This is a genomic window from Mycobacterium deserti (assembly GCF_025345615.1).
Classification (GTDB): Bacteria; Actinomycetota; Actinomycetes; order Mycobacteriales; family Mycobacteriaceae; genus Mycobacterium; species Mycobacterium deserti.
In genome coordinates this window covers 74,978-100,813 of sequence record NZ_JAODWD010000007.1, presented here as the reverse complement: position 1 = coordinate 100,813, position 25,836 = coordinate 74,978, and the positions used below count along the sequence as shown (strand labels likewise).

General features: G+C 62.7%; 29 protein-coding genes. 14 read left to right on the top strand and 15 right to left on the bottom strand.

Annotated elements, in window-relative coordinates; all coding sequences use genetic code 11:
- Window positions 1–217: 217 nt before the first annotated feature.
- Window positions 218–691 (top strand): hypothetical protein, encoded by a 474-nt coding sequence (locus tag N4S67_RS26070; RefSeq protein WP_260995946.1) that lies wholly within the window; start codon window positions 218–220, stop codon window positions 689–691.
- Between the two features lie 477 nt (window positions 692–1,168).
- Here N4S67_RS26070 and N4S67_RS26065 read toward each other — a convergent pair whose 3' ends face one another.
- On the bottom strand, window positions 1,169–1,786 hold the full coding sequence (locus N4S67_RS26065) for a DUF2867 domain-containing protein (RefSeq protein ID WP_260995945.1): 618 nt from the start codon (window positions 1,784–1,786) through the stop codon (window positions 1,169–1,171).
- A gap of 58 nt (window positions 1,787–1,844) precedes the next feature.
- Between N4S67_RS26065 and N4S67_RS26060 the strand changes: the two genes are divergently transcribed.
- Window positions 1,845–2,393: a TetR/AcrR family transcriptional regulator gene (locus tag N4S67_RS26060; protein ID WP_260995944.1), complete on the top strand. Its 549-nt coding sequence runs from the start codon at window positions 1,845–1,847 to the stop codon at window positions 2,391–2,393.
- A 32-nt stretch (window positions 2,394–2,425) separates the two neighbouring features.
- Window positions 2,426–2,827 carry a VOC family protein gene (locus N4S67_RS26055; protein WP_260995943.1) on the top strand — a complete coding sequence of 134 codons (402 nt, stop codon included), beginning with the start codon at window positions 2,426–2,428 and terminating at the stop codon, window positions 2,825–2,827.
- Window positions 2,828–2,895: 68 nt separating this feature from the next.
- Here N4S67_RS26055 and N4S67_RS26050 read toward each other — a convergent pair whose 3' ends face one another.
- The 8 genes from N4S67_RS26050 to N4S67_RS26015 form a co-directional block, all read right to left on the bottom strand.
- Window positions 2,896–4,260 (bottom strand): lipase family protein, encoded by a 1,365-nt coding sequence (locus tag N4S67_RS26050; RefSeq protein WP_260995942.1) that lies wholly within the window; start codon window positions 4,258–4,260, stop codon window positions 2,896–2,898.
- Window positions 4,261–4,357: 97 nt separating this feature from the next.
- Window positions 4,358–5,584, bottom strand: coding sequence for an NAD(P)/FAD-dependent oxidoreductase (locus N4S67_RS26045; protein WP_260995941.1), 1,227 nt, complete (start codon window positions 5,582–5,584; stop codon window positions 4,358–4,360).
- A complete protein-coding gene (locus tag N4S67_RS26040) occupies window positions 5,581–5,790 on the bottom strand; it encodes a ferredoxin (RefSeq protein ID WP_260995940.1) in 210 nt (69 codons plus the stop codon). Before N4S67_RS26040 ends, N4S67_RS26045 begins: the two co-directional genes overlap by 4 nt.
- A 47-nt stretch (window positions 5,791–5,837) precedes the next feature.
- Window positions 5,838–6,452 carry a nuclear transport factor 2 family protein gene (locus N4S67_RS26035; protein WP_260995939.1) on the bottom strand — a complete coding sequence of 205 codons (615 nt, stop codon included), beginning with the start codon at window positions 6,450–6,452 and terminating at the stop codon, window positions 5,838–5,840.
- A gap of 25 nt (window positions 6,453–6,477) precedes the next feature.
- On the bottom strand, window positions 6,478–7,824 hold the full coding sequence (locus N4S67_RS26030) for a Rieske 2Fe-2S domain-containing protein (protein WP_260995938.1): 1,347 nt from the start codon (window positions 7,822–7,824) through the stop codon (window positions 6,478–6,480).
- A gap of 57 nt (window positions 7,825–7,881) precedes the next feature.
- A complete protein-coding gene (locus N4S67_RS26025; protein ID WP_260995937.1) occupies window positions 7,882–8,793 on the bottom strand; it encodes a styrene monooxygenase/indole monooxygenase family protein in 912 nt (303 codons plus the stop codon).
- 593 nt (window positions 8,794–9,386) lie between these two features.
- A complete protein-coding gene (locus N4S67_RS26020; protein ID WP_260995936.1) occupies window positions 9,387–10,430 on the bottom strand; it encodes a helix-turn-helix transcriptional regulator in 1,044 nt (347 codons plus the stop codon).
- Between the two features lie 77 nt (window positions 10,431–10,507).
- Complete coding sequence (locus tag N4S67_RS26015; RefSeq protein ID WP_260995935.1) at window positions 10,508–11,284, bottom strand: SDR family NAD(P)-dependent oxidoreductase; 777 nt, start codon at window positions 11,282–11,284, stop codon at window positions 10,508–10,510.
- Between the two features lie 143 nt (window positions 11,285–11,427).
- On the opposite strand from N4S67_RS26015, the gene N4S67_RS26010 reads away from it, so the two are divergent.
- From N4S67_RS26010 to catC, 8 genes are all read left to right on the top strand, one after another.
- Window positions 11,428–11,958, top strand: coding sequence for a flavin reductase family protein (locus N4S67_RS26010; RefSeq protein ID WP_260995934.1), 531 nt, complete (start codon window positions 11,428–11,430; stop codon window positions 11,956–11,958).
- Between the two features lie 135 nt (window positions 11,959–12,093).
- On the top strand, window positions 12,094–13,149 hold the full coding sequence (locus N4S67_RS26005) for an aldo/keto reductase (RefSeq protein WP_260995933.1): 1,056 nt from the start codon (window positions 12,094–12,096) through the stop codon (window positions 13,147–13,149).
- Between the two features lie 28 nt (window positions 13,150–13,177).
- Window positions 13,178–13,948, top strand: coding sequence for a 3-oxoadipate enol-lactonase (gene pcaD, locus N4S67_RS26000; protein WP_260995932.1), 771 nt, complete (start codon window positions 13,178–13,180; stop codon window positions 13,946–13,948).
- Window positions 13,945–14,763 carry a CoA transferase subunit A gene (locus tag N4S67_RS25995; RefSeq protein WP_260995931.1) on the top strand — a complete coding sequence of 273 codons (819 nt, stop codon included), beginning with the start codon at window positions 13,945–13,947 and terminating at the stop codon, window positions 14,761–14,763. Before pcaD ends, N4S67_RS25995 begins: the two co-directional genes overlap by 4 nt.
- Complete coding sequence (locus N4S67_RS25990; protein ID WP_260996177.1) at window positions 14,747–15,409, top strand: 3-oxoacid CoA-transferase subunit B; 663 nt, start codon at window positions 14,747–14,749, stop codon at window positions 15,407–15,409. Before N4S67_RS25995 ends, N4S67_RS25990 begins: the two co-directional genes overlap by 17 nt.
- Window positions 15,409–16,512, top strand: coding sequence for a mandelate racemase/muconate lactonizing enzyme family protein (locus tag N4S67_RS25985; RefSeq protein WP_260995930.1), 1,104 nt, complete (start codon window positions 15,409–15,411; stop codon window positions 16,510–16,512). The genes N4S67_RS25990 and N4S67_RS25985 overlap by 1 nt, the downstream gene beginning before the upstream one ends.
- 32 nt (window positions 16,513–16,544) lie before the next feature.
- Entirely contained in the window at window positions 16,545–17,414 is an 870-nt protein-coding gene (gene catA / locus N4S67_RS25980; RefSeq protein WP_260996176.1) for a catechol 1,2-dioxygenase, read from the top strand.
- A gap of 3 nt (window positions 17,415–17,417) precedes the next feature.
- Window positions 17,418–17,699: a muconolactone Delta-isomerase gene (catC, locus tag N4S67_RS25975; RefSeq protein WP_260995929.1), complete on the top strand. Its 282-nt coding sequence runs from the start codon at window positions 17,418–17,420 to the stop codon at window positions 17,697–17,699.
- Between the two features lie 43 nt (window positions 17,700–17,742).
- On the opposite strand, the gene N4S67_RS25970 is transcribed toward catC, so the two are convergent.
- A complete protein-coding gene (locus tag N4S67_RS25970; RefSeq protein WP_260995928.1) occupies window positions 17,743–18,801 on the bottom strand; it encodes a GlxA family transcriptional regulator in 1,059 nt (352 codons plus the stop codon).
- A 91-nt stretch (window positions 18,802–18,892) separates the two neighbouring features.
- On the opposite strand from N4S67_RS25970, the gene N4S67_RS25965 reads away from it, so the two are divergent.
- A complete protein-coding gene (locus N4S67_RS25965) occupies window positions 18,893–19,936 on the top strand; it encodes a DUF4440 domain-containing protein (protein WP_260995927.1) in 1,044 nt (347 codons plus the stop codon).
- 192 nt (window positions 19,937–20,128) lie between these two features.
- On the opposite strand, the gene N4S67_RS25960 is transcribed toward N4S67_RS25965, so the two are convergent.
- Together N4S67_RS25960 and N4S67_RS25955 are read right to left on the bottom strand one after the other, a co-directional pair.
- Window positions 20,129–20,833, bottom strand: a complete 705-nt coding sequence (locus N4S67_RS25960; protein ID WP_260995926.1) for an HD domain-containing protein — start codon at window positions 20,831–20,833, stop codon at window positions 20,129–20,131.
- 192 nt (window positions 20,834–21,025) lie between these two features.
- Window positions 21,026–21,472, bottom strand: a complete 447-nt coding sequence (locus N4S67_RS25955; protein ID WP_260995925.1) for a MarR family winged helix-turn-helix transcriptional regulator — start codon at window positions 21,470–21,472, stop codon at window positions 21,026–21,028.
- A 185-nt stretch (window positions 21,473–21,657) separates the two neighbouring features.
- Between N4S67_RS25955 and N4S67_RS25950 the strand changes: the two genes are divergently transcribed.
- Window positions 21,658–22,899, top strand: coding sequence for a Dyp-type peroxidase (locus N4S67_RS25950; RefSeq protein ID WP_260995924.1), 1,242 nt, complete (start codon window positions 21,658–21,660; stop codon window positions 22,897–22,899).
- Between the two features lie 79 nt (window positions 22,900–22,978).
- Entirely contained in the window at window positions 22,979–23,665 is a 687-nt protein-coding gene (locus N4S67_RS25945) for a DJ-1/PfpI family protein (protein WP_260995923.1), read from the top strand.
- Between the two features lie 4 nt (window positions 23,666–23,669).
- Here the strand turns inward: N4S67_RS25945 and N4S67_RS25940 are convergent, their stop codons facing one another.
- Genes N4S67_RS25940 through N4S67_RS25930 form a run of 3 tightly spaced genes read right to left on the bottom strand, consistent with a single transcriptional unit; the run spans window position 23,670 to window position 25,836 of the window.
- Entirely contained in the window at window positions 23,670–24,800 is a 1,131-nt protein-coding gene (locus tag N4S67_RS25940) for a nitronate monooxygenase (protein ID WP_260995922.1), read from the bottom strand.
- Between the two features lie 44 nt (window positions 24,801–24,844).
- Window positions 24,845–25,219, bottom strand: a complete 375-nt coding sequence (locus tag N4S67_RS25935; protein WP_260995921.1) for a VOC family protein — start codon at window positions 25,217–25,219, stop codon at window positions 24,845–24,847.
- On the bottom strand, window positions 25,216–25,836 hold the full coding sequence (locus tag N4S67_RS25930) for a DJ-1/PfpI family protein (RefSeq protein ID WP_260995920.1): 621 nt from the start codon (window positions 25,834–25,836) through the stop codon (window positions 25,216–25,218). Before N4S67_RS25930 ends, N4S67_RS25935 begins: the two co-directional genes overlap by 4 nt.

Sequence of the window (25,836 nt, the reverse complement as noted above, 5' to 3'; positions counted from 1 at the left end):
CCTGCACGCATTGCTACACCACAGTTGGAGGGCGGTGCGGCCGGTTTGGAAAAGTCCCGGAAAGTCCGAAGTGGAACGTGTTCCCACCGCAGTGGTTTTATTGACAACTTGGTCACACGGGACCCAGGTGTAACAATTTCGCTACTCGAACTGAATCACTCAATAGCGCCGGTTGCAGCGGTGTTCGAAGCCGTGTCATCAGTGGGAGGACGTCGAGGTGAAGAAGTTGTCGGTGGCCGCGGGGAGCCTCGGAGTGCTCGCCGCAGTATGGCTCGCTCCGTCGGCACTGGCCGACCCGGTGGTTCCGGCCCCACCGCCACCGCCACCGCCGACCGCCGCGGTCCAAGCGGCCGCGGGCGAACCTGCCGCCCCGCCCGCCGAGGGCGTCCCACATCTGGCCAGCCCGGAAAACCTGCCGCCCGGTTACAGCATGGCGCCGGTCGGACCGCAGGAGAGCAGCGGCGTGACCTACCTGCGCGAGCTGTGGCACGCCGTGCAGACGCAGGAAGTCAGCGGGAAGGACGCGCTGCTGCTGCTGACACAGCGGCCGCTGGACCCAGGCACTGCACCGCCGCCGGGCATGTCGCCCAATCCGACACCGCCCGCGCCCGGGCAGCCGCTGCCCCCTCCGCCGCCCGCTCCGCCGCTGCCACCTCGGCCGCCCGCTCCGCCGCTGTTCGCGCTGCCCTGATCGACGACGCGTCTGACGGTTTGGGCGAGGAGCGATACCGGACCGTCCGCACGTGTCCGGGCTCCACCAGCGCCCACAGGGCGCGGGCGGCCGGGTTGTCGAAGCGCACGAAACTGGCGAACAGCAGCGTCTGCTCGTCGCGCCGTAACAACAGCTCGCCGGGCATTCCGATCCGGGACTCGGCACCGAGCAGGACGAAATCGTCGTTGCCCGCGCGGAGTTGCCAGCCGAGCACCGTTGAGTCTGATGCGGTCAGACTCACCTTGAGCCCGATCGCCGACCAGCCCGACAGCAGCCGAATTCTCGCGCTCACGGGTGCCTCTTGCAGAATCGCGCGCATCCATTGTTCGGCCCGCCGAGCGTGCGGCGGCCCCGCGTCGACGATGAACGCATCCTCGTAGTCGACGCGGCCAAGCGTTGTCGACGACTGATTGTCGCGGTCGAGCGCGACCTGGCGAACCCGGGAACGCGTGTGCATCATTGGGGCCCACCATCGGATTGTGTTGGGGCCCTGGCATGTTCACGCCATGCGCGACCGATCTCGCGCATCATCAGCGGATAGACGATCGCGTGGCGGAACGGAGCGATCGCGGCCAGGTACGCGGTTCCGAGCACGCCGTTTGGCTTGACCAACACGGCCATCTGCCCGCGGTGGCCACCCCGCCCGTCAGTGACCCACCCGACGTGCAGGACGCCGTGCACCGTCTGGTTGGCGATCTCCAGCGCGAACTCGTCGTCGGTGAGATACAGCGGGATGAACGGCTCGGCTTCAAACGGGGTAGCGGTGGCCTCGCGCAAATCTGGCGGCAACCGGTCACGCAATGTGTGGACCCGTTCTCCGAGACCGGTTTCCGGGCGGTCGAGCCCCAGTAGGCGTCCGAGAGTCCACCGAAGCGCGAAGAGGCCCCGTAGTACCACCGATGACCGCTCAGGGTCGAACCGGGCCCACAACCGCACCAGCTCAGGGAAGTCGTTCGCTCCACCGGATGTTGGCAGAGCCCATACGTCGAGAAGGCGAAAATCCGTGCAGATTGCGTGAATTCGCCATGGCCGGCCAGTGTGGTCGGACTTGGGAAGTAACCCGGAACCAAACATACAGAAGTGTATGCTTGGTGCGGAAGCCGCGTCAAGGCCCGAAGCGGATGGAGAGTTGATGGTCGCCCAAACCCGCACACCGAGAAGCACGTGGATCGACGCCGGTCTGGCAGCGCTTGCGGCGGGCGGGCCCGACGCGGTGCGGGTGGACCTGCTCGCACAGAAGCTGGGTGTCACGCGGGGAGGGTTTTACTGGCACTTCCCGAGCCGCAAGGCGTTTCTCGACGAGATGCTCGACGTGTGGGAGCACCGCAGCACCGACGAGACGCTCGACCGCGTCGAGAAGGAAGGCGGGGACGCTCGCGACAAGGTGCGACGGGCCGGCATGCTGACGTTCTCTGCGGAACTGCTGCCGATCGACCTTGCCGTTCGGGACTGGTCGCGCCGGGACAGGGCGGTGGCCAAGCGCCTGCGCCGGGTCGACAACAAGCGCATCGAATACCTGCGCGCGATGATCGCGAGCTTCATCGACGACGCCGATGAGGTGGAGGCCCGCAGCCTGCTGGCGTTCGCGCTCGCGATCGGCGGCCACTTCATCGCGGCGGACCACGACGGGCGCCCCCGCAAGCAGGTCGTCGAACGGGCCACACGTCACCTGTTGAAGTAGGGCCTACGATCGGCGACGACGGAAGGATGACCATGCTCGAGTCCGGACGGATCGCCACTCGACTCCCGGTGCAGGACATGGACCGCGCGCGAGCCTTCTACGCGGACAAACTCGGCCTCGAACCCGTCGAGCAGCGGCCGGGCGGCTTGCTGTACCGGTGCGCGGGCTGCGAGTTCGCGTTATTCGAATCAGCAGGCGCGTCGCCGGGCACCTTCACCCAGATGGCATGGACCGTCGACGACCTCACCGCGACCGTCACCGAATTGCGCAGGCGCGGCGTGGTTTTCGAGGACGTAGACGTGCCGGGCCTACAAACGGTCGACGGTGTCGCCGAGGTACAGGGCAACTATCCCAGCAAGGGCTCCGGAGAGCTGGGCGCGTGGTTCCGCGACAGTGAAGGCAACATGCTCGGAATCGGTCAACCGATTCCGTGACCTGGCGGAACCAAGGCGTCCACGATGGGTAGTGCCGGTACTCGCCGCCAGGCATCTTGGCAGGGGCGTCATAGGGTCGCGCAGTTGGAAGACGAGGGCGCTCGCTCGAACCGATCCGCGATCCACTTCAAGCCCCGCTCGCCCTCGACGAAGTACGTCAACACGCTGTTGGTTGCGGTTTTGTTGAGGAACGGGGGTTGTTCGTTGGTCCAGAACTCAACGTTGGTGCCCATAGCGCACCAGTCCACGGCCAGTTGCCTAGCGCTGACCCAGGAGAAAAGCGGGTCGAATCGGTTGATGTCGATTTGCACCGGCGCGGTCGGTTTCAACGAGCCCAGTCGCTGCGCGGCCAGAGCCGATTTGATCGGCTCGGAGGCAAGTATCTCGTGATAGTCCTGGTTGAAGTACGGCTGCAGATGCCGAAACATGAACTTCACCATGAGCTCGTCGATGCAGTTGTACCTCGTCTTCTGGAGGAAGTCGACGCCTCGGGGGGTCAGTTTGGCCATGATTGCCTGCTCGGCTTCCGGGAAGGCGGCGATGAACGAGTTGAGCGCATAACCCATGGTCCCGACCAACATGGATCCGTCGGCATAGTCCGCGTACTCGGCGTAGTCGACGAGGGGTGCGCCAATCCACGCGCCGACTACGTCGAGTTCGGGGGCGTAGGTTGGTGCCATCTCGACAGCCGCGCCGGCCGCTGTGCCGCCCGGTCCGTAACCCCAAAAGGCGACGGGACCTTGCGGATTCAACGACGTTCCCGGAAGCCGCATTGCCGCTCGCGCCGAGTCGATCACGGCGTTCGCGGTGGGCACCCGTATGCCTGCAGTCGGCGGGCCGTAGGTGCCGGTGCCTTGGTAGTCGGTCAGGACAAGCGCGAACCCTCGGTCGAGCATCGTGGCAACAAAGCCCGCTTCGTAATAGAACAAGAAGTCTAGGTAGCCGCCGTAGTGCATTCCACCTTCACTGATGAGTCGTGAGATCGCGCATTGGTCACCGAGGCCCTGCACCCATGGAGCGAAGGCTATGAGTGGGCGGGGACCGGAACCCGGCCACGGGTTCTCCGGCTCGATGTACGTGCCAGTCACGGCCACACGTTGTCCGCGCCCGTTGATGCTTTGATACATGATGCGCGTGCCCTTGCCCGAGTAGCGACCATGCCCCGCGGGATCCAGCGCGATGCGTGACGGTTCGGTGCGAAGGATGTCACCGGGTGACCCATCCGGGAGTGGATTCGGCGGAGTGTAGAACGGCCGGTATTGGCACTCGGGCTGGTAGCCGGTATTCGGCGGGCAATTCTCGGCTGTGGCCGCTGGAAGTTGTTGAAACACTGTGCAGGCCGCGACCGTGAAGGCCAAGGCGAGAATGAGCCGCAGCGTGATCGCAAGGCGGCAAGCGTCCCTGCCTTCCGTTGATCCTGTGACGTCGGCCATCAGGGTGCTCCTGTCCCATATCGGTGATGTGGTTCGTCGTACTGGGCTGCAGCCCTTGGCTTTCGAGGAATGGTTCGCTTCGACCCTGGCCACGCACTTATCCCCGAATCGCGGTGGGCACGGCGGTGACACCCTCCACGTCACTACGGGTGCCGCCTCGAAGAACCAGCCGCCGTAGCTTGCTCACTGCTGCCGGCCGGTTGATGCATACGCCACCGACGACGCGATCCCGCTCGATGAATGCGCCTACCATCAGCGGAGCATCTGCCGGGCCTCGTTCGAGGAGTACGAAGTCGCCGGTGGTGATCCCGATGAGTTGCAATTTCGCGCCGTACTGATCGGACCACACGTATGGCACCGATGAGTGTGACGGCGCCGCTCGGGGACCGGCGAGCAGCGACGTTGCTGCGGCGGCAGCCTGCTCGACGGCATTGGTCCAGTGTTCGACTCGCATCGAACAGCCGAACAGTGGGTTGTACCACCGTGCGACATCACCTGCTCCTGCGATAAATGGAGTGTCGGCAACGAGGAGGTTTGCGCCGCAAACTATTCCGTCATCGACCGGCAGCCCGGAGTCCTCGAGCCATTCGGTGTTGGGTAGGGATCCGATGGCGACGACGACGACGTCTGCGGGCAGCACCGTGCCGTCATCGAGCGTGACGCTTTCCACCCGGCCATCGCCGTCGATGGAGCGCACGAAAGATTGCAGTCGCATGTCGACACCGTGGTGCGCGTGGATGTCGCGCACGTACTCACCGACGATTCGCCCTCCGCCGCGCTCAAGTGGATGAGCAGACGCTTCAACCACTGTGACGTTGATGCCCAAAGACTTGGCGGTGGCGGCTATCTCAGTGCCGATGAAGCCAGCACCGATCACGACCAGGCGACAGGGGGGCGTCAATTGTTCGTGTAGCGCTTGGCTGTCCTCGATGGTGCGCAAGGTCAACACTCCGTCGAGGTCACCGCCTCGACCCGGGAATGGCCTCGCTGCGGCGCCCGTTGCGATGAGCAGTGAATCGAATTGCACGTCACCGCCTGAACGTAGATGAATCTGCCGCTCATCGAGGTTCAGACCGGTGGCCACATCAGGCAGGAGAAGTAACGTATCGACACCGAGATCGGTGACCGATGACAGCCGAGCGCGCTCAACGGGATATTCGCCTGACAACAACTGCTTCGACATCGGAGGCCGGTCGATCGGTGGAAAATGAGGCTCCTGTCCGATGAGTACCAATCGACCGGAATACCCTTGACCGCGTAGCGCTTCAGCGGCTCGAAAGCCGGCGAGTGATACTCCAACGATGGCGATCGTGCCGAGTGTCACTGCGGATCTGCTTCTGTCGACCGCAGCCGGATAGCGGCAGTCGGGCACCGCTGAACGACGCTGTTCAGAAGGTCGACATCGCCCGGTTCGACGGTGTCCTTGAGTAGATATGCGAGTCCGTCATCGCGCACCTCGAAGTAGTCCGGCGCGATGATCTCGCATTGCGCGTGGCCCTCGCACAGAGGCAGGTCGATCTCGATTTTCATAGCTTCCTTTCGGTGTTGAGGGGCACGGTGATTGCGGCCGTGCGGCGTTATGGTGCGACCTGTCTGGGCCCGTAAGAGACGTGCGGAATCTCCGTCCAACCGGACGAATCGAAGCGTGTCGAAAAGATCTCCTGGAACTGCATCCGGGCGATGCGCCATTCGCCGTCATCCTGGAGGAACCGGATGTGGTAGCGACCGGCGATCCATACCGCGACCAGTTCACCGTCGACGGCGACCGTCGCCGCTTCCCACGAGTACCAGCGGCCCACTGCTTCGGTCGGTGACTGCACTTGGATCCACTCGTTGGAGAGGAAGTGCATCATGTGGGGCATCCATCGCGGCCGCATGTTCGAGAACTCGGTGGCTCCGGTTCCCATCGGTTGGATCGTGGCCCCGGCGAACATCTCGCTGAGGCCGTCCCCTTCCCAGACACCTCCACGGGCCCATGCCGATCCGCCACCGGGGGAGGAGGGAGTCCCGTTCGGTGGCCGCGGGGCGGGGTGATCCGCCCAGTCGGGGATATCGAGGCCGGACGACCCCGCGTCGCTGGCCCACTGATGGCTGGCCATCAGTCGACGGATGTCGGCCTCTGCCTCAAGAATCTCGATCCGCCGAGCAAGTTGGGCGAGGTCGCCCGACTCGTCGCCGTTCATCTCGTTCATCTGATGACCTACTCGCTGCTGTCGGTCACAACGGCAGCGATGACCACGCGTGCTCGGCCGGGGCCCAGTCGTCAGGTATCGGCTCGCCAAGTGAGTTCATGTCTTTGTTCTGCAATACGAGGCTTAACGCCGTGTCAGCTGGTGCGACGACCCACCGATGTTCTATTGCGCTGTAGTCCATGTCAGGTTGAAGCCCCGGAAGCACCTGGCCGTCGGTTGCTGAAGCCAGCACGTCGAGTAGGTAACGGCGAACTTGAATGACGAGAAAATCTTCGGCGCCCAGGTGTTCCTTGCTGCGGTCGACGATGGGGCCCATGCTGTACTGGACTGCGAGGTCTTGCAGGTGAATGCCGTTGAACCCCGAGTACAACTCTCCGCGGTCCATGGCGCGTCGATCTTGGGTGTAACCGTCTCCGTTCCATTTTGTCGACATGTAGTTGTTGGCTTTGTTCACCGCCGAAAACTGTTGGCCCGCATCCAGGCCGGCGATCGCCTCGTCACTGAGTGGGCCATCGTTGCTCCACACCACGGAATACACGTAGTGGCTTTCATCGGTGCTGGGGACCCACGCGTGCATGACTCCGCCATCGAAGCCTTCAAACGAGGCCGCGAACAGCGTGTAGAACGGCATCACGAAGGGGTGCACCCAGAAGACAGCATCGCGCTCGTCTTCCAACGCGTATCGAAAGATCGTCTGCAGACCCCACGGCTCAACCGCGACGTCGGTCAGCGGCTTGGGATCGAACAAAAACTTGCCCATTCGGGATTCTGTTGCGCGCTGCCGTTCCCACTCGTCCCGCGAGTAGTGCAAGTACCCTGCATGGCCGGCGTCAACGTCGCCTTCCAGACCTTGAAGCCAGTTGCTCGGCTGATAGAAGTGATTGGCCCAAATGTTCTCAGCTGGAACTGTGTTGAATGGCCACTCGGGAAACGGGGGAGTGGATTCCGGCGGGCCCATGTACGTCCAGACCATGCCACCGGCCTCGCGCGTCGGATAGGCGGTGTGCTTGATCGACTGGGCGAATCGACTGTTCGGCGGTTCGGGAGGCGTCTCCAAGACGTTGCCGTCAGCGTCCACCTTCCAACCGTGGTAGACGCAGCGCACGGCGCAATCTTCGTTTCTCGCGAGCGCCAGCGAGGCTCGCCGGTGTGGGCAGAACCTGTCCAAGAGTCCGATGCGGCCGTCTGCGCCGCGGAACGCGACCAGTGGTTCACCGAGCAGCGTGATCTCGATCGGATCACAGTGTGGTGCAGGCAATCTCTCGCTCAGAAAAGCGGGGAACCAATAGCTGCGCATGACGTCGCCCATCGGGGTTCCGGGGCCGGTCTGGGTGAGTTTGTCGTTGTCTTCTTTGGTGAACAGCAGCGCCATTCGTCACTCCTAATCGTTGGCTGATTTACAAAAAATGATGGATTCGGATCGGCGATGTCACCGCGCCGCGGCCGGCTCTTGCTCGTTGAGCGAGTCCGGCTTTCCCTGAGCAGATGCGATGAATTCGTCGGCCCTGGCTTCAGATCCAAGGAACGGGGCGATTCGTTCGGGGTAGGCGAATGCTGAAGCAACACGGTCGGCGACGCTGCGCGATTTCGCGGCGGCGGCCAGGATCTTCTGCAGCGCCGGGGTGGGCGGGGCGACCATGGCGACGGACAGTCCGACGATGAATTGTCCCTGGGTATGCCAGAACTCCTCGTAGCGTTCCTCGACGAAGTCGGGGTCAAGCCGATCCGACGGCGTCTTGGAAATCGTTGAGAGCAGATGGTCGACGTAGGCGACGGTGCAGTTGCCGCCCTGGCCGGCGATCGGATCGTGGACGAACGCGACGTCGCCCACGGCATAGACCGAGCGGCCAGTGGCCTCGAGATGTGCCACGGGACGGCGCACGAGCGGGCGGATGGCGCCTTTGAGGTATGCCAGCGGGTCGGCGAGCTCGACGTTTTTGAGCATCGGTTCCCACGCGAGGTGATCATCGACAATGCCGCGAGCCACGGCCAGCGCATCTTGTGGGTTGCCGGTATCGCCGAATCGGTCGAAGTCGCCTCCGGGTCGTGCCTCGATCAGGAAGGTGTGTGCACGCTTCCTGCTCATGTGAAGTATTGGGCCCATGAAGATTTCGCCGTGTTCGGGCAGGAATCGGAAATAGAGCCGCTCCTGTCCTTCGACTGAGGGCACGCCTCTGATGAGCAGTTGAGTGAGGTGGCGTTGTGGTGCATCGAACACCGTTCGGCTTTCGTCGACGGCGAAAAGCCCTCCAAACGAGGCCTTCCCAGTCGCGACGAACACCATGTCGAAGTCGAGCGTGAGCTGTTCAAGGGTCTCTTGCGTCGCACTCGCGACAGTCACCAAACCTCCTTGGCGTTCGAACTGTCGCATCAGCAGCGGATACTTGAGGCGCAGATCCATTGCTGCTGACGGCTCATCCCAGTCGCCCTGCCATGCGCCCGTCGCCGACTTGCTGTCAAGGGACAACGCGAAATCGACGCCGATTCCCCAGTTTTGAGGAACAAGGTCAGATGCGCATGCACCGACCGAGCGCTCGCGAATCAGAGCAGGCGTTTGCAGGGTGTGACTGGCCATAGCACTCTGCCGCTCGATGTCATCGGCGCTACGATCGGTAATGATCGTGACGGCGTGGCCTTGGTGCAGAAGCCCGAACGCAAGATGAAGGCCACCTTGACCGGCGCCGACGATTGCAGCTGTCGCCATTCTTTGTTTCCGTCCTTCGGTTCTGTGTGCGATCCGCCATAGCTAATCTGAAATGGGACCGCGCTCACAGACCAGAACTGATGCGCTGTGCGACAACCAGTTTTGGAGTACCAAGAGCCGTCGATCGTCTCTTACATGAACCGTCGCGAACGCGAACGTCAGCGATGCGCGCAGGATTAGCGCCTAGCGATCAACAGCCGGTGGTGTCAGAACGTGGCGCAGGACGTGACTCAGTCGACCGGCTCATCTATGCCGATTACAAGGCGAGTCAGCTCTACGCGTGAGCGAGTATGTGTCTTCGCGTAAATGTGTTTGACGTATTGGCTGACAGTGTTCGAGCTCAACGACAACCGGCTACCGATCTCTCGATCGGTGAGGCCCTCGACGAGCAGCTCGCAGACCTGTCGCTCGCGCGCCGACAGTGCCGCCCATACCGTGCCACTAACAGGAGATGATGCGCCGGCGAGGCCGAGTACCGCCACCACGGCGTCGGGCTCTTCGCCCGGGCTTCTGGAGTGAATTCGGAGCAATCCTGAGCGGCCACTCTTCAGCACTACGGGAACTTCCCTCGTCAACGGCTCGCGGCCGGCAGGACGGGCGATCGCGTCGTAGGCGATTTCGCGCCCACGCTCTAAGCCGTCGATGAGCTCCCTCGCGGCATCGTTCAGCCACGGCGGTTCGTCGGGCGAGAAATTGATGATCACCGCAGTGCGTGAGATGTCGAGGGCAGCAAGAGCATTGCGCGACATTCGGGTCAGCGCGGTGCGCTGCTGAACAACCGTCACCGCTTGACCCACGACGCGGCCGAGCAATTCCGCGATTTCGACCGCTGGCTCGGCCGCACACTCATCACGGGGATCTGCGAAGTTCAGCGTCCCGATCACTTCACCGGCCGAAATCATCGGGGCTTCGATGACATGTCGGCAGCCATGCAAACCGACGACTTCCTGATACAGCTGGCTGTCCATCCACTCGACGAGCGACATCATGGCCAGGTTGTAGACGGCGCAATGACTGCGTAAAACGCGTGACAGGATCGGATCGACGGACCGACCGGCCTGCTCGTAGCGAACCAGAAAGTGGTCACTGGTGTTTTCACCCGCTGAACGAAGCGGTAGATGAGTGCGCGGATCGAGCAAGTACAGGCCCCGTATCGGCATGTCGATGAACTGCCCGGATTCACGCAGATACGTGCGCTCCAGGGCCTCGAGCGACTCTGCTCGGGACAGTAGCGCACCGAGATCGACCAGATCTGCCGCCACACTGGACCGCATGGCGGCTATCGTCCCATCCAGCAACTGGCTGGACAAGGTTTCGTCTGCCGCGAGGAGCACATCGTCGCACTCGCCGGTCAGCGGGCGAGCAGCCCGCCGTCGGCGACGAGTGTCGAACCACTCACATACGACGCGTCGTCGGACGCGAGGAAAATTATCGCGCGGGCGATCTCGGCCGGCTCCGCGTATCTGCCCAGCGGCGCGGCGGCCTGAGCCGCAAGGAAGATCTGCTCCTCTTCCTGATCTGACAATTGTGGCTGGAAATGGCGTATCTGATTGGTGCGCGTCACGCCCGGTGCAATGGAGTTGACGCGCACACCCTCCGCGCCATAGCGGGTGGCAAGCGAGGTAGCGAGCTGACGGACCGCGGCCTTCGTCATGTTGTAAGCGAAGCTGGATACGCCGTTGAACTCTTGGCCCCGAAACGCCGAGCCCGACGTCACAATGACGATTGAACCCGCTCGCTGTCGAAGCATGGGCGGGATGACGTGCTTACAGATGAGGAACATGCCGCGGACATTGACCGCCATCACCCGATCGAACTCAGCGGACGTCACGTCGGTGATGTCCTTATAGAACATCTGGCCGACACTGCCAACGAGTATGTCGAGAGCGCCGAACTCAGTGGCCGCAGTGTCCGCAATGCGGACGGAGGTCCGTTCGTCGCTGATGTCGCCGACGACCGTGGCGCAGCGACCGTCGGGAATCTCTGCGCGCAACGACTGCAGGTACTCGTCGTTGACGTCGTTGGCCACAATCGACGCGCCTTCGGTGATCATCTCTTGGCACGTCGCCCGGCCGATGCCGCTCCCGGCACCCGTGACCACGGCTACCTTGCCGTCCAATCGGCCCATGGCTCAACTGCCCCTTTGCTCGACCATCACTTGGTGAGCACGCTATAGCTGTCAGGAGGATGCAGATACGCCAGAACGTGAGGAGCCGCCATCCTCAAAAACGGGTGGTCACTGACGCCGCAACCGCGGCATAGCATCCGACGATGCCGTCAAACTTACTCGAGAAGATACAGCGACCGGTGGGCGAATTGCGCGCTTGCCTTGGCAGTTATCCAACCGGTGTGACCATTGTTGCCGCAAGACACGACGATGACGTCGCCGGTATGACACTCAACAGCTTCATCTCGGTGTCGCTGGAACCGCCACGCGTACTGGTGTCACTGGCACATGGCACCCGCACACTCGCGGTCACGCAGAAGAGCCAGAGTTTCACCGTCAACGTCTTGCAGGACAGCCAACAACGCATCGCGCGGGCATTTGCCGCGAGGGGAAGCTCATTCCCGTCGGAGTACGTGGGGCTGGAGGATGGCTCGTGGCTGACCGTCCACGGTGCGCTCGTTGTGTTCCGGTGCCGCGTGGCCGAGACGATCGCGATCGGCGATCACGAGCTTGTCGTGGGAGCGGTCGAGGAGTTCCGCGTGGGGGGCGGCCACCCCTTGGTGTTCTGTCGCGGAGCATTCACCGACCTCCGGGGCGCCGCCGTGACCCGTCGCCTCACAGCCACCAATCACTAACACGTTGGCGTACAACATGTATCAGCACCTGTGCTTGAAGAGCCAACGCGACTACTCCAGCCCTGTAGGTGACAAGCAGTACGGGAAATGGAGCATTGCCGAGTCCCGAACCAGGCCATAGCGTCAGATTTCGACATGGAACACTTCACTTTTGGCCGCACCAGCGGCATGCGAGTATCAGCGTTGTCCCTCGGCACGGGCACATTCGGCACCCGGTGGGGATACGGCGCCGACCCCGACACCGTCCGCCAGATGTTCGACAAGTTCGCTCACGCCGGTGGCACATTCATCGACACCGCAGCCAGCTATCAGGACGGAGAGTCGGAGGAAACCCTCGGCCGGCTCATGGTCGGTATCAGGGAGCAGTTCAGTATCACCACCAAGTTCGCGCTCGCATGCCCAGAGGGTGCCGGGTACTTGCCGACGGGAAACAGCCGTCGCGCCATGTTCCGATCGGTTGAAGGTAGCTTGCGCCGATTGCAGACCGATTACATCGACCTCCTGTGGGTTCATTTCCCCGACTTCGTCACTCCAATGGACGAAATCGTCCGCGGCCTAGATGATCTGGCGCGAGCCGGCAAAATTCTCTATGCAGGACTGTCCAACTTTCCGGCATGGATGACCTCGCGCGCCGCGACGCTCGCGGAACTCCGCGGCGCTATCCCGGTCACCGCAGTGCAATTTGAGTACAGCCTTGTCGAGCGCAGCGCTGATCGAGAGACCCTACCGATGGCCGAAGCGCTGGGACTCGGAGCTGCGTTGTGGTCACCGCTGGGAGGCGGATTGCTCACCGGCAAGTACCGACTCAGCGACGGCGGACGCCTTACCGACTGGAATCGATTGATTCACACCGAGACCGACGGCAGTAAGGCCGCGACCGTCGACACCGTTCTAGAGATCGCCGAGCAATTGGGTGTGCCTGCGGCTCAGGTGGCGGTGGCCTGGTTGCTCGAACGCGCACGACGTGCGCCGACGGGTCTGGTTCCGATCATTGGCCCGCGAACGGTGCAGCAGCTTGATGATTACCTCGCCGCGCTGGATGTCGATATCGAGCCGGCGGTCTACCACCGCCTCGATGACGTGAGTCGGGTGGAACTCGGACAGCCACATGACAAGCTGATCCAGGAGGGTGCGGAGGCCTTGGGAGGCGACCTCGGCCACTTCCGCCTGCCAGCCGTTCCGTCGGCGTAATCCCCATGCTCTGCCCCAGGGTGCATCGATGCCTGCAGTGAGCGTGCATGCGGTGATAACGGGAAATCCCGACGGCCCAGTAATCGTGTTGTCGAACTCTCTCGGGACGACGCATCGAATGTGGGATGCCCAGCTCGAAGCTCTCGAGAAGCATTTCAGGGTGGTCCGCTATGACACCCGCGGTCACGGAGCCTCACCGGTTCCGTTCGGCCCGTACACGATCGATGATCTGGCCGATGACCTAGTCGCATTGCTCGATCAGGCCGGCGTGACGCGCGCTCACCTGGTCGGGTTGTCGCTGGGCGGTATGACCGCGCTGCGAGTTGCGGCCCGCAAACCCGAGCGCGTGGATCGGCTCGCAGTGTTATGCACTGCCGCGGATCTGAAACCCTCAGCCGCGTGGACCGAGCGCGCTCAAGCAGTGCGGACGCATGGAAGCGCCGCCGTCGCGGCCGTGGTCGTCGAGCGCTGGTTCACTTCCGAATTTCTGTTTCGACATCCAGGGTTGCGTTCATCGCACGCGGCGATGGTCGCCTCGACGTCGGCCGAGGGATATGCGGCCTGTTGCGAGGCGATCGCCGGCCTGGACTTGCACAGCGACTTGGCATCGATCGCCGCGCCCACTCTGGCCATCGCCGGTGCTGACGACACCGCCACGCCGCCGGCCAGACTCACCGAGATCGCCGACGGCGTGCAGAACGGCAAGTTGCTCGTCATCCCCGATGTCGCTCACCTGGCCAATGTCCAGCGTCCCCAAGTCATCAACGAGGCCGTGCTCGCACACCTGGAGCACGCGTGACGGCGACCAAACTGATCGAGTCGGCAGCGGAGTCCGTCGCCGATGTTTTCGACGGTGCCTGTCTGGCAGTCGGAGGATTCGGCCTGGCCGGAATACCGTGGTATCTGATCGAAGCAGTCCTCGAGCAGGGCGCGGGTGACCTCACCATCGTGTCCAACAACTGCGGGGTAGATGGAGCAGGGTTAGGCCTGCTGTTGGAACAGCACCGAGTCAGTCGCGTCATCGCCTCGTACGTCGGCGACAACAAGGAGTTCGCTCGCCAGTACCTCGCCGGTGAACTGACAGTGGAGCTCACCCCGCAAGGCACGCTGGCCGAACGGATGCGGGCAGGGGGCAGCGGAATCGGGGCTTTCTATACGCCCACTGGTATCGGGACTCTCGTCGCCGATGGCGGACTGCCTTGGCGCTACACCACTGACGGCGGCGTCGCGGTGTCGTCGCCTCCGAAGGAGGTCCGCCGATTCCTCGGCAAGGACATGGTGCTCGAGGAGGCTATCCGCGCCGACTTTGCGCTCGTGCGTGCGGCCGTCGCCGATGCAGCAGGAAACTGCCGTTTCCACGCAGCGGCACGCAACTTCAATCCGCTGGCTGCCATGGCAGGTCGTGTGACCGTGGTCGAGGCCGAGCGCATTGTCGAAGTCGGGGCCTTGGGTCCCGACGATGTCCACCTGCCGGGCATTTTCGTCCAGCGAGTCGTCGCGCTGACTCCACAACAGGCAAACCGCAAACTTATAGAAAAACGCATGACGCGGCCCAAAACGATTGATCGAGTGGATTTTCAACGCCAGGGGAGCGGTGATGGGCTGGACCCATGAGCAGATGGCGGCAAGGGCTGCCCAAGAGCTTTGTGACGGCGACTATGTCAACCTCGGAATCGGATTGCCGACTATGATCCCGGACTTTCTGCCGCCAGGTTTGACCGTGACCTTGCACGCCGAAAACGGCATTCTGGGCGTCGGCCCGTACCCCGATGAGCACGAAGTTGATCCGGACTTGATCAATGCCGGAAAGCAGACTGTGTCAGTGGTAGCGGGTGCGTCCTATTTTGACTCCGCCACAAGCTTCGCGATGATCCGCGGCGGCCACGTCGATGTCGCGGTCCTCGGTGGCATGCAGGTGGCGGTGAACGGTGACCTCGCCAATTGGATGGTTCCCGGCGCAATGGTCAAGGGCATGGGCGGCGCCATGGACTTGGTCAACGGCGCCGACCGTGTAGTTGTTGTCATGGATCACATCACGAAGGCTGCTCAACCGAAGCTGTTGTGCACGTGCGACTTACCCCTCACCGGACGCGCTGTGGTGGACCGGGTGATCACCAATCTCGGTGTCTTCGACGTCGGCGGCGATGTATTCCGCCTAGTCGAACTGGCGCCCGGTGTCGGCTGTGAGGAGGTGGCGGCCAAGACTGGCGCTCGACTAGAGCACCTGGCGCAGGCGTGCGCCGTAGGCGGACGTTGTTAATGGAGATAACCCAGATCGAGGCCATCCCTTTCACAATTCCCTACCGCAAGCCGCTCAGGTTCGCCTCCGGCGAAGTTCACGCTGCCGACCATGTGCTGGTGCGGGTGCGCACCTCCGACGGAGCAGTGGGGGTGGCTGAAGCACCGCCTCGGCCGTTCACCTACGGCGAGACACAAGCCGGGATTGTCGAAGTCATTCGACAGATTTTCGCGCCCCAAATCATTGGGCTGACGTTGTTGCAGCGTGAAGTCGTTCATGCGCGACTCGCCGGCACCGTCGGCAATCCCGCCGCGAAGTCGGCGCTGGATATGGCGATCTGGGACGCGTTGGGCCGGTCGTTAGGTCGTTCGGTCAGCGAGCTGCTAGGCGGTTACACCGATCAGATGCGAGTCAGCCACATGCTGGGTTTCGCCGAGCCCGCCGAAGTCGTGGCCGAGGCAGAGCAGATGCGCGAGTTGTACGGCATCGAAGTCTTCAAGGTCAAAATCGGCCGCCGTCCGATGTCGATCGACACCGCCAGCGTGCGGGCGCTTAGACAGCATTTCGGCGAGTCCGTTGAGCTTTACGTCGACGGAAATCGCGGTTGGACCGCATCGGAGTCCTTGCGAGCCATGAAAGAGATGGCAGATCTCGGTCTGGTGTTCGCCGAAGAGTTGTGCCCGGCTGACGACGTGCTTGGCCGGCGGTGGCTGGTCAGCAAGCTCGACATCCCATTCGTTGCTGACGAGTCGGTTCCCACTCCGGCGGATATCACGCGCCACATGCTCAGTGGAACGGCCACAGCGGTGAGCGTCAAAACTGCGCGCACCGGCTTCACCCGCTCCCAGCGCGTACATCACTTGGCTGAGGGCCTCGGTGTGGAAATGGTTATGGGCAATCAGATCGACGGTCAGCTGGGGACCGCCTGCACGGTCAGTTTCGGCTCTGCCTACCAGTTGACATCACGGCGCGCCGGCGAGTTGTCGAACTTCCTCGACATGAGCGATGACCTGTTAATGGAGCCGCTGCAGATTCGAGACGGGGTGCTCCCGGTGCCCTCAGGACCAGGGATCGGCGTGGAGATCGACCCCGAGAAGCTCAACCGGTACCGCATCGATTGTTAACAGTGCCAGCGACACCAACGAGGAGAGCGAACATGACTAGATCTGACGTAGCCATTCCCGGTCAGGCGACCGCTGCGGGTTCCGGCGCCTCGGCGACGGAGCGGTTTCGCACCGACAAATCTCCGTTCACCACCGTTCAGAACACGGCCAAGCAGCGAGTCAACTTGCTCGCTTGCGAAGTCCTCGATTCCGTCCGCGCGACGATTCGTAAACATGATGTCAGCTACGCCGAGTACAACGTGTTGAAGGCATGGCTGATCCAAGTCGGCCAGGACGGCGAATGGCCGTTGTTTCTTGACGTTTGGTTGGAGCATGTGGTGGAGGAGGTCGCTACTAGACACCGGCACGGCAGTAAGGGCTCCATCGAAGGCCCATACTATGTTCCCGGTGCCCCCGAGCTGGCTGCCCGTGCCACGCTTCCGATGCGCGATGGCGAGCGGGGTGAACCCCTGGTATGGGAGGGGGCTCTTCGATCCACCGACGGCCGCCCATTGGCCGGCAAGCTAGAACTCTGGCAAGCCGATTCGGACGGCTATTACTCTCAGTTCGCACCAGGCATTCCGGAGTGGAATCTTCGCGGCAGTTTCTCGATCGGCTCAGACGGCGAATTCGCCATCACCACGATTCATCCAGCGCCATATCAGATTCCGACTGACGGCTCATGCGGAAAACTCATCTCGGCCGCGGGTTGGCACGCCTGGCGTCCGGCGCACCTCCATGTCAAGGTATCCGCTCCCCGGCACGAGGTGCTTACCGCTCAGTTGTACTTCCCGGGTGATCCACACCTCAACGACGACATCGCGTCGGCGGTGAAACCGGAGCTGATGCTGAACCCGACAGTCCAACCTGACGGGAGTCAGAAAGTGGTGTACGACTTCACCCTCGACGCGATAGACGATTGACCGATGCTTTATCACGTGCGCATGGATGTCCGGTTACCACCGGGTCTTGATGAAAAGACTCGAACCGACATCGTCATGCAAGAGAAGCAATATGCGCAGCAGTTGCAGCGCGCGGGGAAGTGGCCGCACATCTGGCGGATCGTGGGAGAGTACGCCAACTTCTCGGTCTTCGACGTCGACTCGAACGACGAATTGCACCAACTACTCTCCGCCCTACCCTTGTATCCATACATGGAGCTCACCGTGGTACCGCTTGCAACTCATCCATCCGACGTCAACGCCTAATCACACCGAATGTTCTCTGGCGGAATGGAAGGCACCACGGCTTTCACGACTGGTGACTGCGAGCTGCGCTCGGACCGTGCCGTCCGACGCGGTCGAGATAAGTAGATCGGTAGTTCTGTGGTGCGGCGCCCACGGCGCGGGAAAAATGGTAGCGCAAGGAGGGTTGCGATCCGAAGCCGGACTCTTCGGCTACCCGATCAAGTGGAAGCCGTGTCGATTCCAGGAGCCGGCGTGCGCGATCGACTCGCATCTGCAACAGAAGCTGGTGGGGCGTCGTGCCGACGTGAATTCGGAACTGACGGTTGAGACTTCGCACGCTCATAGACGCCTGTTCGGCGATGGCCTTCAAGTTGAGCGGAGACGACAAATTGGCTTCCATCCATTCGATGGTTGATTGCAGGGTGTTCGAAGTGTCCACTGGATCAAGGTGCTCGACGTATTGAGATTGGCCGCCGTTTCGCCAGGCGGGAACGACCAACCGGCGCGCGGTTCGGGCGGCCAGTTCTGCGCCCGCATCGGACCGAATCAAGTGCAGGCAGAGGTCGATACCTGAAGCCATCCCGGCAGAAGTGAGGGTGTTTCCGTCGTCGACGAATAGAACGCTGGAATCGACATCGATTGACGGGTGACGGCGTGCGAGCTCGGATGCCCACAGCCAATGCGTAGTCGCCCGCCGTCCGTCGAGCAGACCGGCGGCGGCTACCGTGAAAGCTCCCACGCATACCGCCGCGACGCGGGCCCCCCGGCCCACAGCTTCTCTGAGTACTTCTGAGACTTCCGGGTGAGGTGTGTCGAGAAAGCTCTCCGTCCCCGGGATGACAACGATGTCGGCGTCAGTAGCAGCCTGCAGCCCAAACGGCGTGCGAATCTTTGTCTCTCCCCAGCGGCCACCGGTCGTGAAGGATTGTCGGCGCGAGCACAGCCGCACCTCGTAGCGTTGTGGCACAGCAGTTTCCCCGCGAACCGGCGCATCTAGTGCCGTGCTTGAGTCCCAGCGGTCAGTGCTGTCAGACAGGTTAGCCATGCCGAACACCTGCCCCGGGATCATGAATTCGAACCCGATCGCGTTGTCGAGACCAAGTACAGCGACGACGACCGACATGGCTAGATCTTAGCAAGAGTTGGCTTTATGGCCACTGTGCTGAAGGCCTTCAACACCACAGACTGTGGGTGCTTCCAATGAAAGGATCACTATGAAAGCCAATTTGGATCGGTCTGAGTTCACATTCCCAACGTCTGAAATCGCGGTTACGGCAGACAGATTCGTCGCCGACATCTCGCCGGCGTTTCTCTATAACCACTGTGTGCGCGCCTACCTTTTCGGTCGCAAGCTCGCGGCAGCGACAGGACTGCGTCCCGATAGAGACTTCGACGACGAACTTGTTTATCTGAGCTGCATCCTGCACGACCTCGGCGCCACCGAGCACGCAAATGGAAACCAGAGGTTCGAGGTCGACGGCGCCGATGCGGCGTTGAAGTTCCTACGCGATCACGATGTCGACGAACGACGCGCAAGGACTGTCTGGAACGCCATCGCGCTACACAGCAGCGAAGGCATCGCGGCTCGTTTAGGTCCGGTGGAGGCGATCACACATATGGGTACCGGGGCCGACATCTTGGGACTGGGCCGAGAGTTGTTGACAGATCAATTCGCCGAACGGGTTCATGACCGCTGGCCCCGCCACAACATCGGGTATGCGCTGGCGCAGACGGTCGCCGAACAGGTGCATCGCAATCCCGCTAAGGGCAGCCCGCTCAGTCTTCCCGGGCATTGGCACCAGCTTTTCTACCGTGCCGACCCGGTGAGTTGGTTCGATTTGATCGAAGCAGCGGGTTGGGACGATCAACCGGATGCAGATGCGGCAGAACGAAATGGCCCGCAAAGCCCCGACCAACTAGCGGAGCAGTTCATGGCTGCTTTCACAGCTCGGGATCTAGATACATTGCGGTCGCTGTACGAGCCAGCGGCGCTGTATGCGCCCAGCCCTACCGGCACGATAACCGGAAAAGACGCCATCGCAGACTCTTTGGACTCGATGATGAAGAGTGGCGCGGCGATCGACCTGAAGCTGCGACGCATTCGGGTGGCCGGCGATCTGGCGCTGATTTCCAACGACGCGACAGTGGTCGGCAGTCCGGACGGCGAACCGCTTGTCACCACGACCACTGAGATCGCGCGGCGACAGAGTGATGGCCGCTGGCTGTACGTACTCGACGATCCGTTCTTCTCCCACTGAGCCGTGTCACGCACGACACCGCCGGGCGCTCAAACGATTTACCGGCTGAGCTGCCCGGCGGTGGTCGCTAAGACCTGCTCATTCAGCGCCGATGGCAAGGCATTTTGTGGGCAACTGCGCTGGATCCGAAGGCGACGACGCGACCATTCTGTCGAGCCAGCCCTACGCAAGTGGGTCGCGTACCGGGCTGGGCTACTCGCCCCATCCGTTGGCGGAAATGTAGTGCTCGATCGTCGGGAGCGACAGTTCGGGGTGGCGTGCACGCACCAGTTCGCCGGGCAGTGTGCCGGGTGGCGCCTTCATCGGGTTCGCCATCGCGACTGACTTGATGACGTCAAATAGCGCAGGTGCGCCACCGAGACGTGGGTACGCGGCATGGACAAGATCAGCAAACCCGGCCGGGAAGTCTGCGGCACTGCCACTCAGGTCGAGAGCGATGCCGTCCACCGCCGTCCAAATCTCCGGTGACCGGCGGCGCCGGTAGACGGGGGACTGGCTCAGTCCAGAAGTGTGGGCAGCAATAGCATCCCACAGGGCATCCACCCTGGCATCGGTGACGCCGTTGGCTTCAAGGAAGTTGGCCGCGTAGTCGGCGCCGTCCATTTCGAATCTTTGGTCGCCGTTGGCCACCTCGGCGAGGCCGATGTCGTGCAACGCGCAGATCAGGAACATCAACTCCTCGTCATAGTCCGCGTTGGGGCGCAATCCCTTCGCCGTCGCCCGCTCGCGGCCGAACAGAAATCCTCGGAGACTGTGATTTCGAACCGCCGGCTGAAGGTGCCGGTCGATCAACTCCAGAACGGTGTTCGTTAAAGGTGTATCGGGCAACGCAAGTGAGTTGTTCTGTGATGGCGGCGGCGCGGCAGACGCTGATCCGCTGATCTGCGTCACGCTCATAGCGACGCCAGCAAGTGCGAAGCCTAGTGCGGCACGTCGTGACGTCGTCATGCAACTCTCCTTGTCGATCTGAACCGGTACTTCCCCGTCTAGCTTCAGTACACCTGAAGGATAACGGCTGCTCCGGGGAAGCGACAAGTGACCCGGTGTATGCCTGACAACTGAAGCTGTCGATCAACGGGCGCACGCTGCTCACTTATTGACGTCATCCGCCGTTGCGGACTGGATTGCGGTGCCGATCTGCCGCAAGAGAGGATCAGTGGCTTTCCCAAACACTCGATCGTCAACCTCTGCCACTACATCGCGTGCCGCTTGTAGAAGTCGACGTGCTCTCGGCGTGAGAACGATGGTCGAAGACGACCCCGGCCTAGCAGTTCGGTCCTGCACTAAGCCTGCGCTAGCAAGAGCTTTCACGGCCGTATGGACACTCTGGACTGTGGTGCCTGACATACGCGCGAGTTCGCTGAACGACACTCCGGGCATGCCGGCGATATGGCCTAACAGACCCAGCTTCGTGACAGTCAGACCGAGATCGGTCAGCGCTTGGTTCAGTTCGTTCTCGACTTGTCGCGCCACCGCGAGCACTACGATGGACGGGCTGGAAACCGGCGCGGCCATGCGGTCCTTCGGGATCGTCATGTGGCCATTCTCTCAACCGCGCACGCCATACGACGCATATCCATGGCATTCCTTCAATACTGTTGAAGCTTGTCGATCATCCAGTTACGGTGAGGATCATCATGGAACGCTCTACTACTGGAGGTAGTAGTCGGCTCGTTGGCATCGGCGCTCGGATGTCACGGCGTGGACTAATCGGGTCGGCAGTGATCGCTGCGGGCGCAACGTCAGTCGGAATCATCGCCAGCAAAGATCCACGCTTCGATCAGGAAAGTGGAAGTCCTCCGATGGAGCCTTTCCAGGGACCGCACCAGGGTGGGATCGCGAGTGACCAGCAGGCGTATGCGCTTTTTCTCGCATGTGATCTCGCCAAATCCGGTAAGGAGCATCTGCGCGAGCTGCTCGACGTGTGGAGCGCCGTCGCCGCGGAGATAACTGCGGGGAATCCACCCCCACAGCCGGCAGGCTTAACGCCGGGATTCAGTGCGGACACCGACGTTGGCGCAGGTCTTGATCCAGCCCGCCTCACGGTTACGTTCGGATTAGGGCCCGGTGTGTTTGGCGACGGGATGGGCCTTGACTCCCAGCGACCCAAGCATCTGCGTCCCTTACCTGAATTTCTCGGCGACACACTGAATCCCGCATGGAGTGACGGCGATGTGCTGGTCCAGATTTGTGCCGACGATGCGCAGGTGGTGAGCCACGCATTTCGGGCTTTGCGCGCACGTATGCCAGGCTTAGCCCGGATGCGCTGGACGCAGTATGGCTTTCTCAGCCGGCCAGCCGCAGGAGGCACCCCGCGAAACCTCCTCGGCCACAAGGATGGAACCGTAAACCCGCGGCCGGGGACAGCCGAGTTCAACCGGTCGGTATGGGTGGATTCAGTCGATGAACCGGCGTGGTTTCACGGCGGCAGCTACCTGGTCTTCCGAAAAATTCGGATGAAGACCGCCGACTGGGACCAGCTTCCGCTCGCCGAGCAGGACCGTATCATTGGACGCCAGCGCGCCGATGGCGCCCCCCTGGGAGGCGTCGACGAATTTGATGCGGTCGACCTCCAAGCACGCGCTTCGGATGGAGAGCCAGTGATTCCAAAGAACGCCCATATCCGCCTCGTTCATGGATTTGCGATGCTGCGTCGCTCATATAACTACGACTACGGAACATTGATCGCGAATGCGGGCGGCACGCCCGACCCGGTGCCCGTCCCTCCCCACGTTCATGCCTCCGACACCCCCGCGCACGCCCACGGTGGCCATAGCCAGCTCGATACCGGACTGCTCTTCGCCGCTTACATGAATGATCCGCCCGCTCAATTCATCGCCGCGCAGCGCGCGCTGGCGAACGACCCTTTGAACGGACTCATTCAGCACACCGGTAGTGCGATCTTCGCCATGCCCTCAGGATGTGCAAAGGGTGAGCCGATCGCCAAAGTGCTGACCGACTAGTGGACGTCTGCTCAATGCCGTCTCGATCTCAGTCTGACGATCGGGTGCGGTGCCGAGATGCTGTTGCAGGAGAACAAAAATGACGACTTATGGACTATTCATCTTCAACGAAGCAGAGGAGTTGGACTTTGTTGGTCCTTGGGAAGTTTTCACCGTCTCGTCGATGATCCGTGATCACGCTGACACCGCGGTGTTGATCGCCGAGCGCCCCGAGCCGATCCGTTGCAGTAAGGGCATGCGCGTGTTGCCCGACTGGACCGTCGATGACCACCCCAAGCTCGACGTGTTGCTGGTGCCTGGCGGCCGCGGTGCTCGCGAGGTTGAACCCTTCAATTCGACTACAAGAGAGTGGGTTACGAACACCGCTCGAGAGGCAACCTGGGTGGTCAGTGTTTGCACGGGAGCGTTCCTGCTCCACGCCGCCGGCCCCGCGCGCGGGCACCGGGTGGCCACTCATTGGAAATACGAGGAGCAACTTCAGTCACGCGGTGAGGTCACGGTGGTACGTGACGCTCGATACGTCGTAGACGGCAACCTTCTCACCAGTCAAGGTGTTTCCGCAGGGATTGACTGCGCGTTGTGGCTTGTCGGTCGGCTTCACGGCCGCGATCATGCCCGCGCGGTGCGACGCTACCTGCAATACGAACCCGCCCCGCCTTATCTTGCAGATGAACCCCTCGCCACCGCGCCCGCGATCTCGATTTGCCGACGTGACGAGAGGTCAGGTCACCATCCGCGCGGGCGGTCAGCCGATTCCGTGACCTAGGGCGTCAGACGGTGGCGGCCTCGTTGATCTCTTCGAGCCGACCCGTCGCCTCGAGGTACTCCTGCACCCAGCGTTCGATCACCGCCGATGTCTTCTCGACCTTGGTGAACTGGCCGACGACCTGACCGATCGGGTTGAACGCGACGTCCACCGTTTCGTTGGGGTACTTGTGCGTGGCCGCGACGGCCATGCCCGACACCATGTACTGCAGCGGCATGCCGAGCGGCTTGGGGTTGTCTTCCTTTTCCCACGCCTCGGTCCAGTCGTTGCGCAGCATGCGGGCCGGCTTACCGGTGAACGACCTGCTGCGCACGGTGTCGCGGCTGCTGGCCTTGGCGTAGGCGGCATGCTGGACCGGCGTGTTCTCCGACTCCTCGACCATCACCCACTGCGAACCGGTCCACGCGCCCTGCGCCCCGAGCGCGAGCGCCGCGGCGATCTGCTGACCGCTGCCGATACCGCCCGCGGCGAGCACCGGCACCGGTGCGACCTCCTTGACCACCTGCGGCCACAACACGATCGAGCCGACCTCACCGCAGTGGCCGCCTGCCTCGCCACCCTGGGCAATGATGATGTCGACTCCGGCGTCGGCGTGCTTGCGCGCCTGCGAAGGCGACCCGCACAGCGCCGCGACCTTTCGGCCCTCGTCGTGGATGTGCTTGATCATGTCGGGCGGCGGCGTGCCGAGCGCATTGGCGATCAGCGTGCACTTTGGATGCTGCAGCGCCACCTCGACCTGCGGCGTGGCGGTCGCCTCGGTCCAGCCGAGCAACTGGAACGCGTCCGCGCCGCTGTCCTCGATCGGGACGCCGTGGTCGGACAGGATCTTGCGCGCGAAGTCGACGTGCTCCTGCGGGACCATGTCCTGCAGTGTCTTGGTCAGCTCGTCGGCCGACATGTCGGAGTCCATGCCCTCGTATTTGTTCGGGATCACGATGTCGACGCCGTAGGGGTGGTCGCCGATGTGCTCGTCGATCCAGTTCAGCTCGATCTCGAGCTGATCGGGGGTGTAGCCGACCGCGCCGAGCACGCCGAACCCGCCGGCCTTGCTGACCGCGACGACGACATCGCGGCAGTGGGTGAACGCGAAGATCGGATATTCGATGCCGAGGTCGTTACAGATGGGCGTGCGCATCCCTGCTCCTTCGTGGCCGCTTCAGAACTGAAACGTGTTCTAGTTTAGCCCTCCGCCGCATTCGCGGTGCCAGTTGGGGTGATGTCTTCGACATACGACACTTCGTTGCCCTCGGAATCGGCGATGTCGAGCACCCTGACCATGTCGGCGATGACGACGGGCTCTCCCGTGGGGACCCCGAGTTCATTGAGGCTGGCGATCTGGGCGGCGAGGTCGTCGACGCCGAACCTAACCGCTGACCTGCCCGCACGGTCGGCGTCCTCGATCAATTGCAGCCATGCCGTCGCGGTCAGCTGCCACTCGGCGACCCCGTCGATGGGTTCGAGGTCCGGTCCGCGCCCGAGTATTCGGGTGTACCAGGCCAGCGCCCGGTCGTAATCGCTCGCCGCGACCACCGCGCAGATGTCGTTCACCGTCATGTCTGCGCCGCCGCGAGAACCGGGAACGCACCGGCGTCACCCCGGGCGAACAACCCCTCGTAGGCCTCGAGCACCGCCGGCGACGCCAGGCCGAGCCGGCCCATGGCGGCACAGGCGAACTGCACCGGCGACTGCGGGCCGGCGGTGATCAGGTCGCCGTCGACGACTGCGCGCTGGTCGATATAGTGCGCGCCGCCGGAATACCCGGTGGCCGCGAGGTACTCGGCCGCGGCGCTGGTGTGTGTGCGCTCGTCGAGTAGTCCGGCGCGGGCTAGGCCCGCCGTCGCGCCACAGATTGCGGCCACCGGAACGCCGGCGTCGAGGAAACGGCGAGCGGCCGCCGCGAACGCTTCTCCCTGACCGTCGTCCCACATCTCGCCGCCGGGCAGGATCAGCAGGTCGCTGTCGGCGGGACCCACCTCGCCGATCAACGCGTCGGGGAGCATCCGTACCCCGCCCATCGTCGTGATCGGTTCACGAGACTCGGCGACGGCGACAACGTCGTAGCGCGTGCCGGTGAACCGGCCGGTGCGCAATTCGGCCAGCAGATAACCGACCTCCCAGTCGGCCAACGTGTCATAAATGCCGAGGTGCGCGGTTCTGTTGAGAGTAGCCAT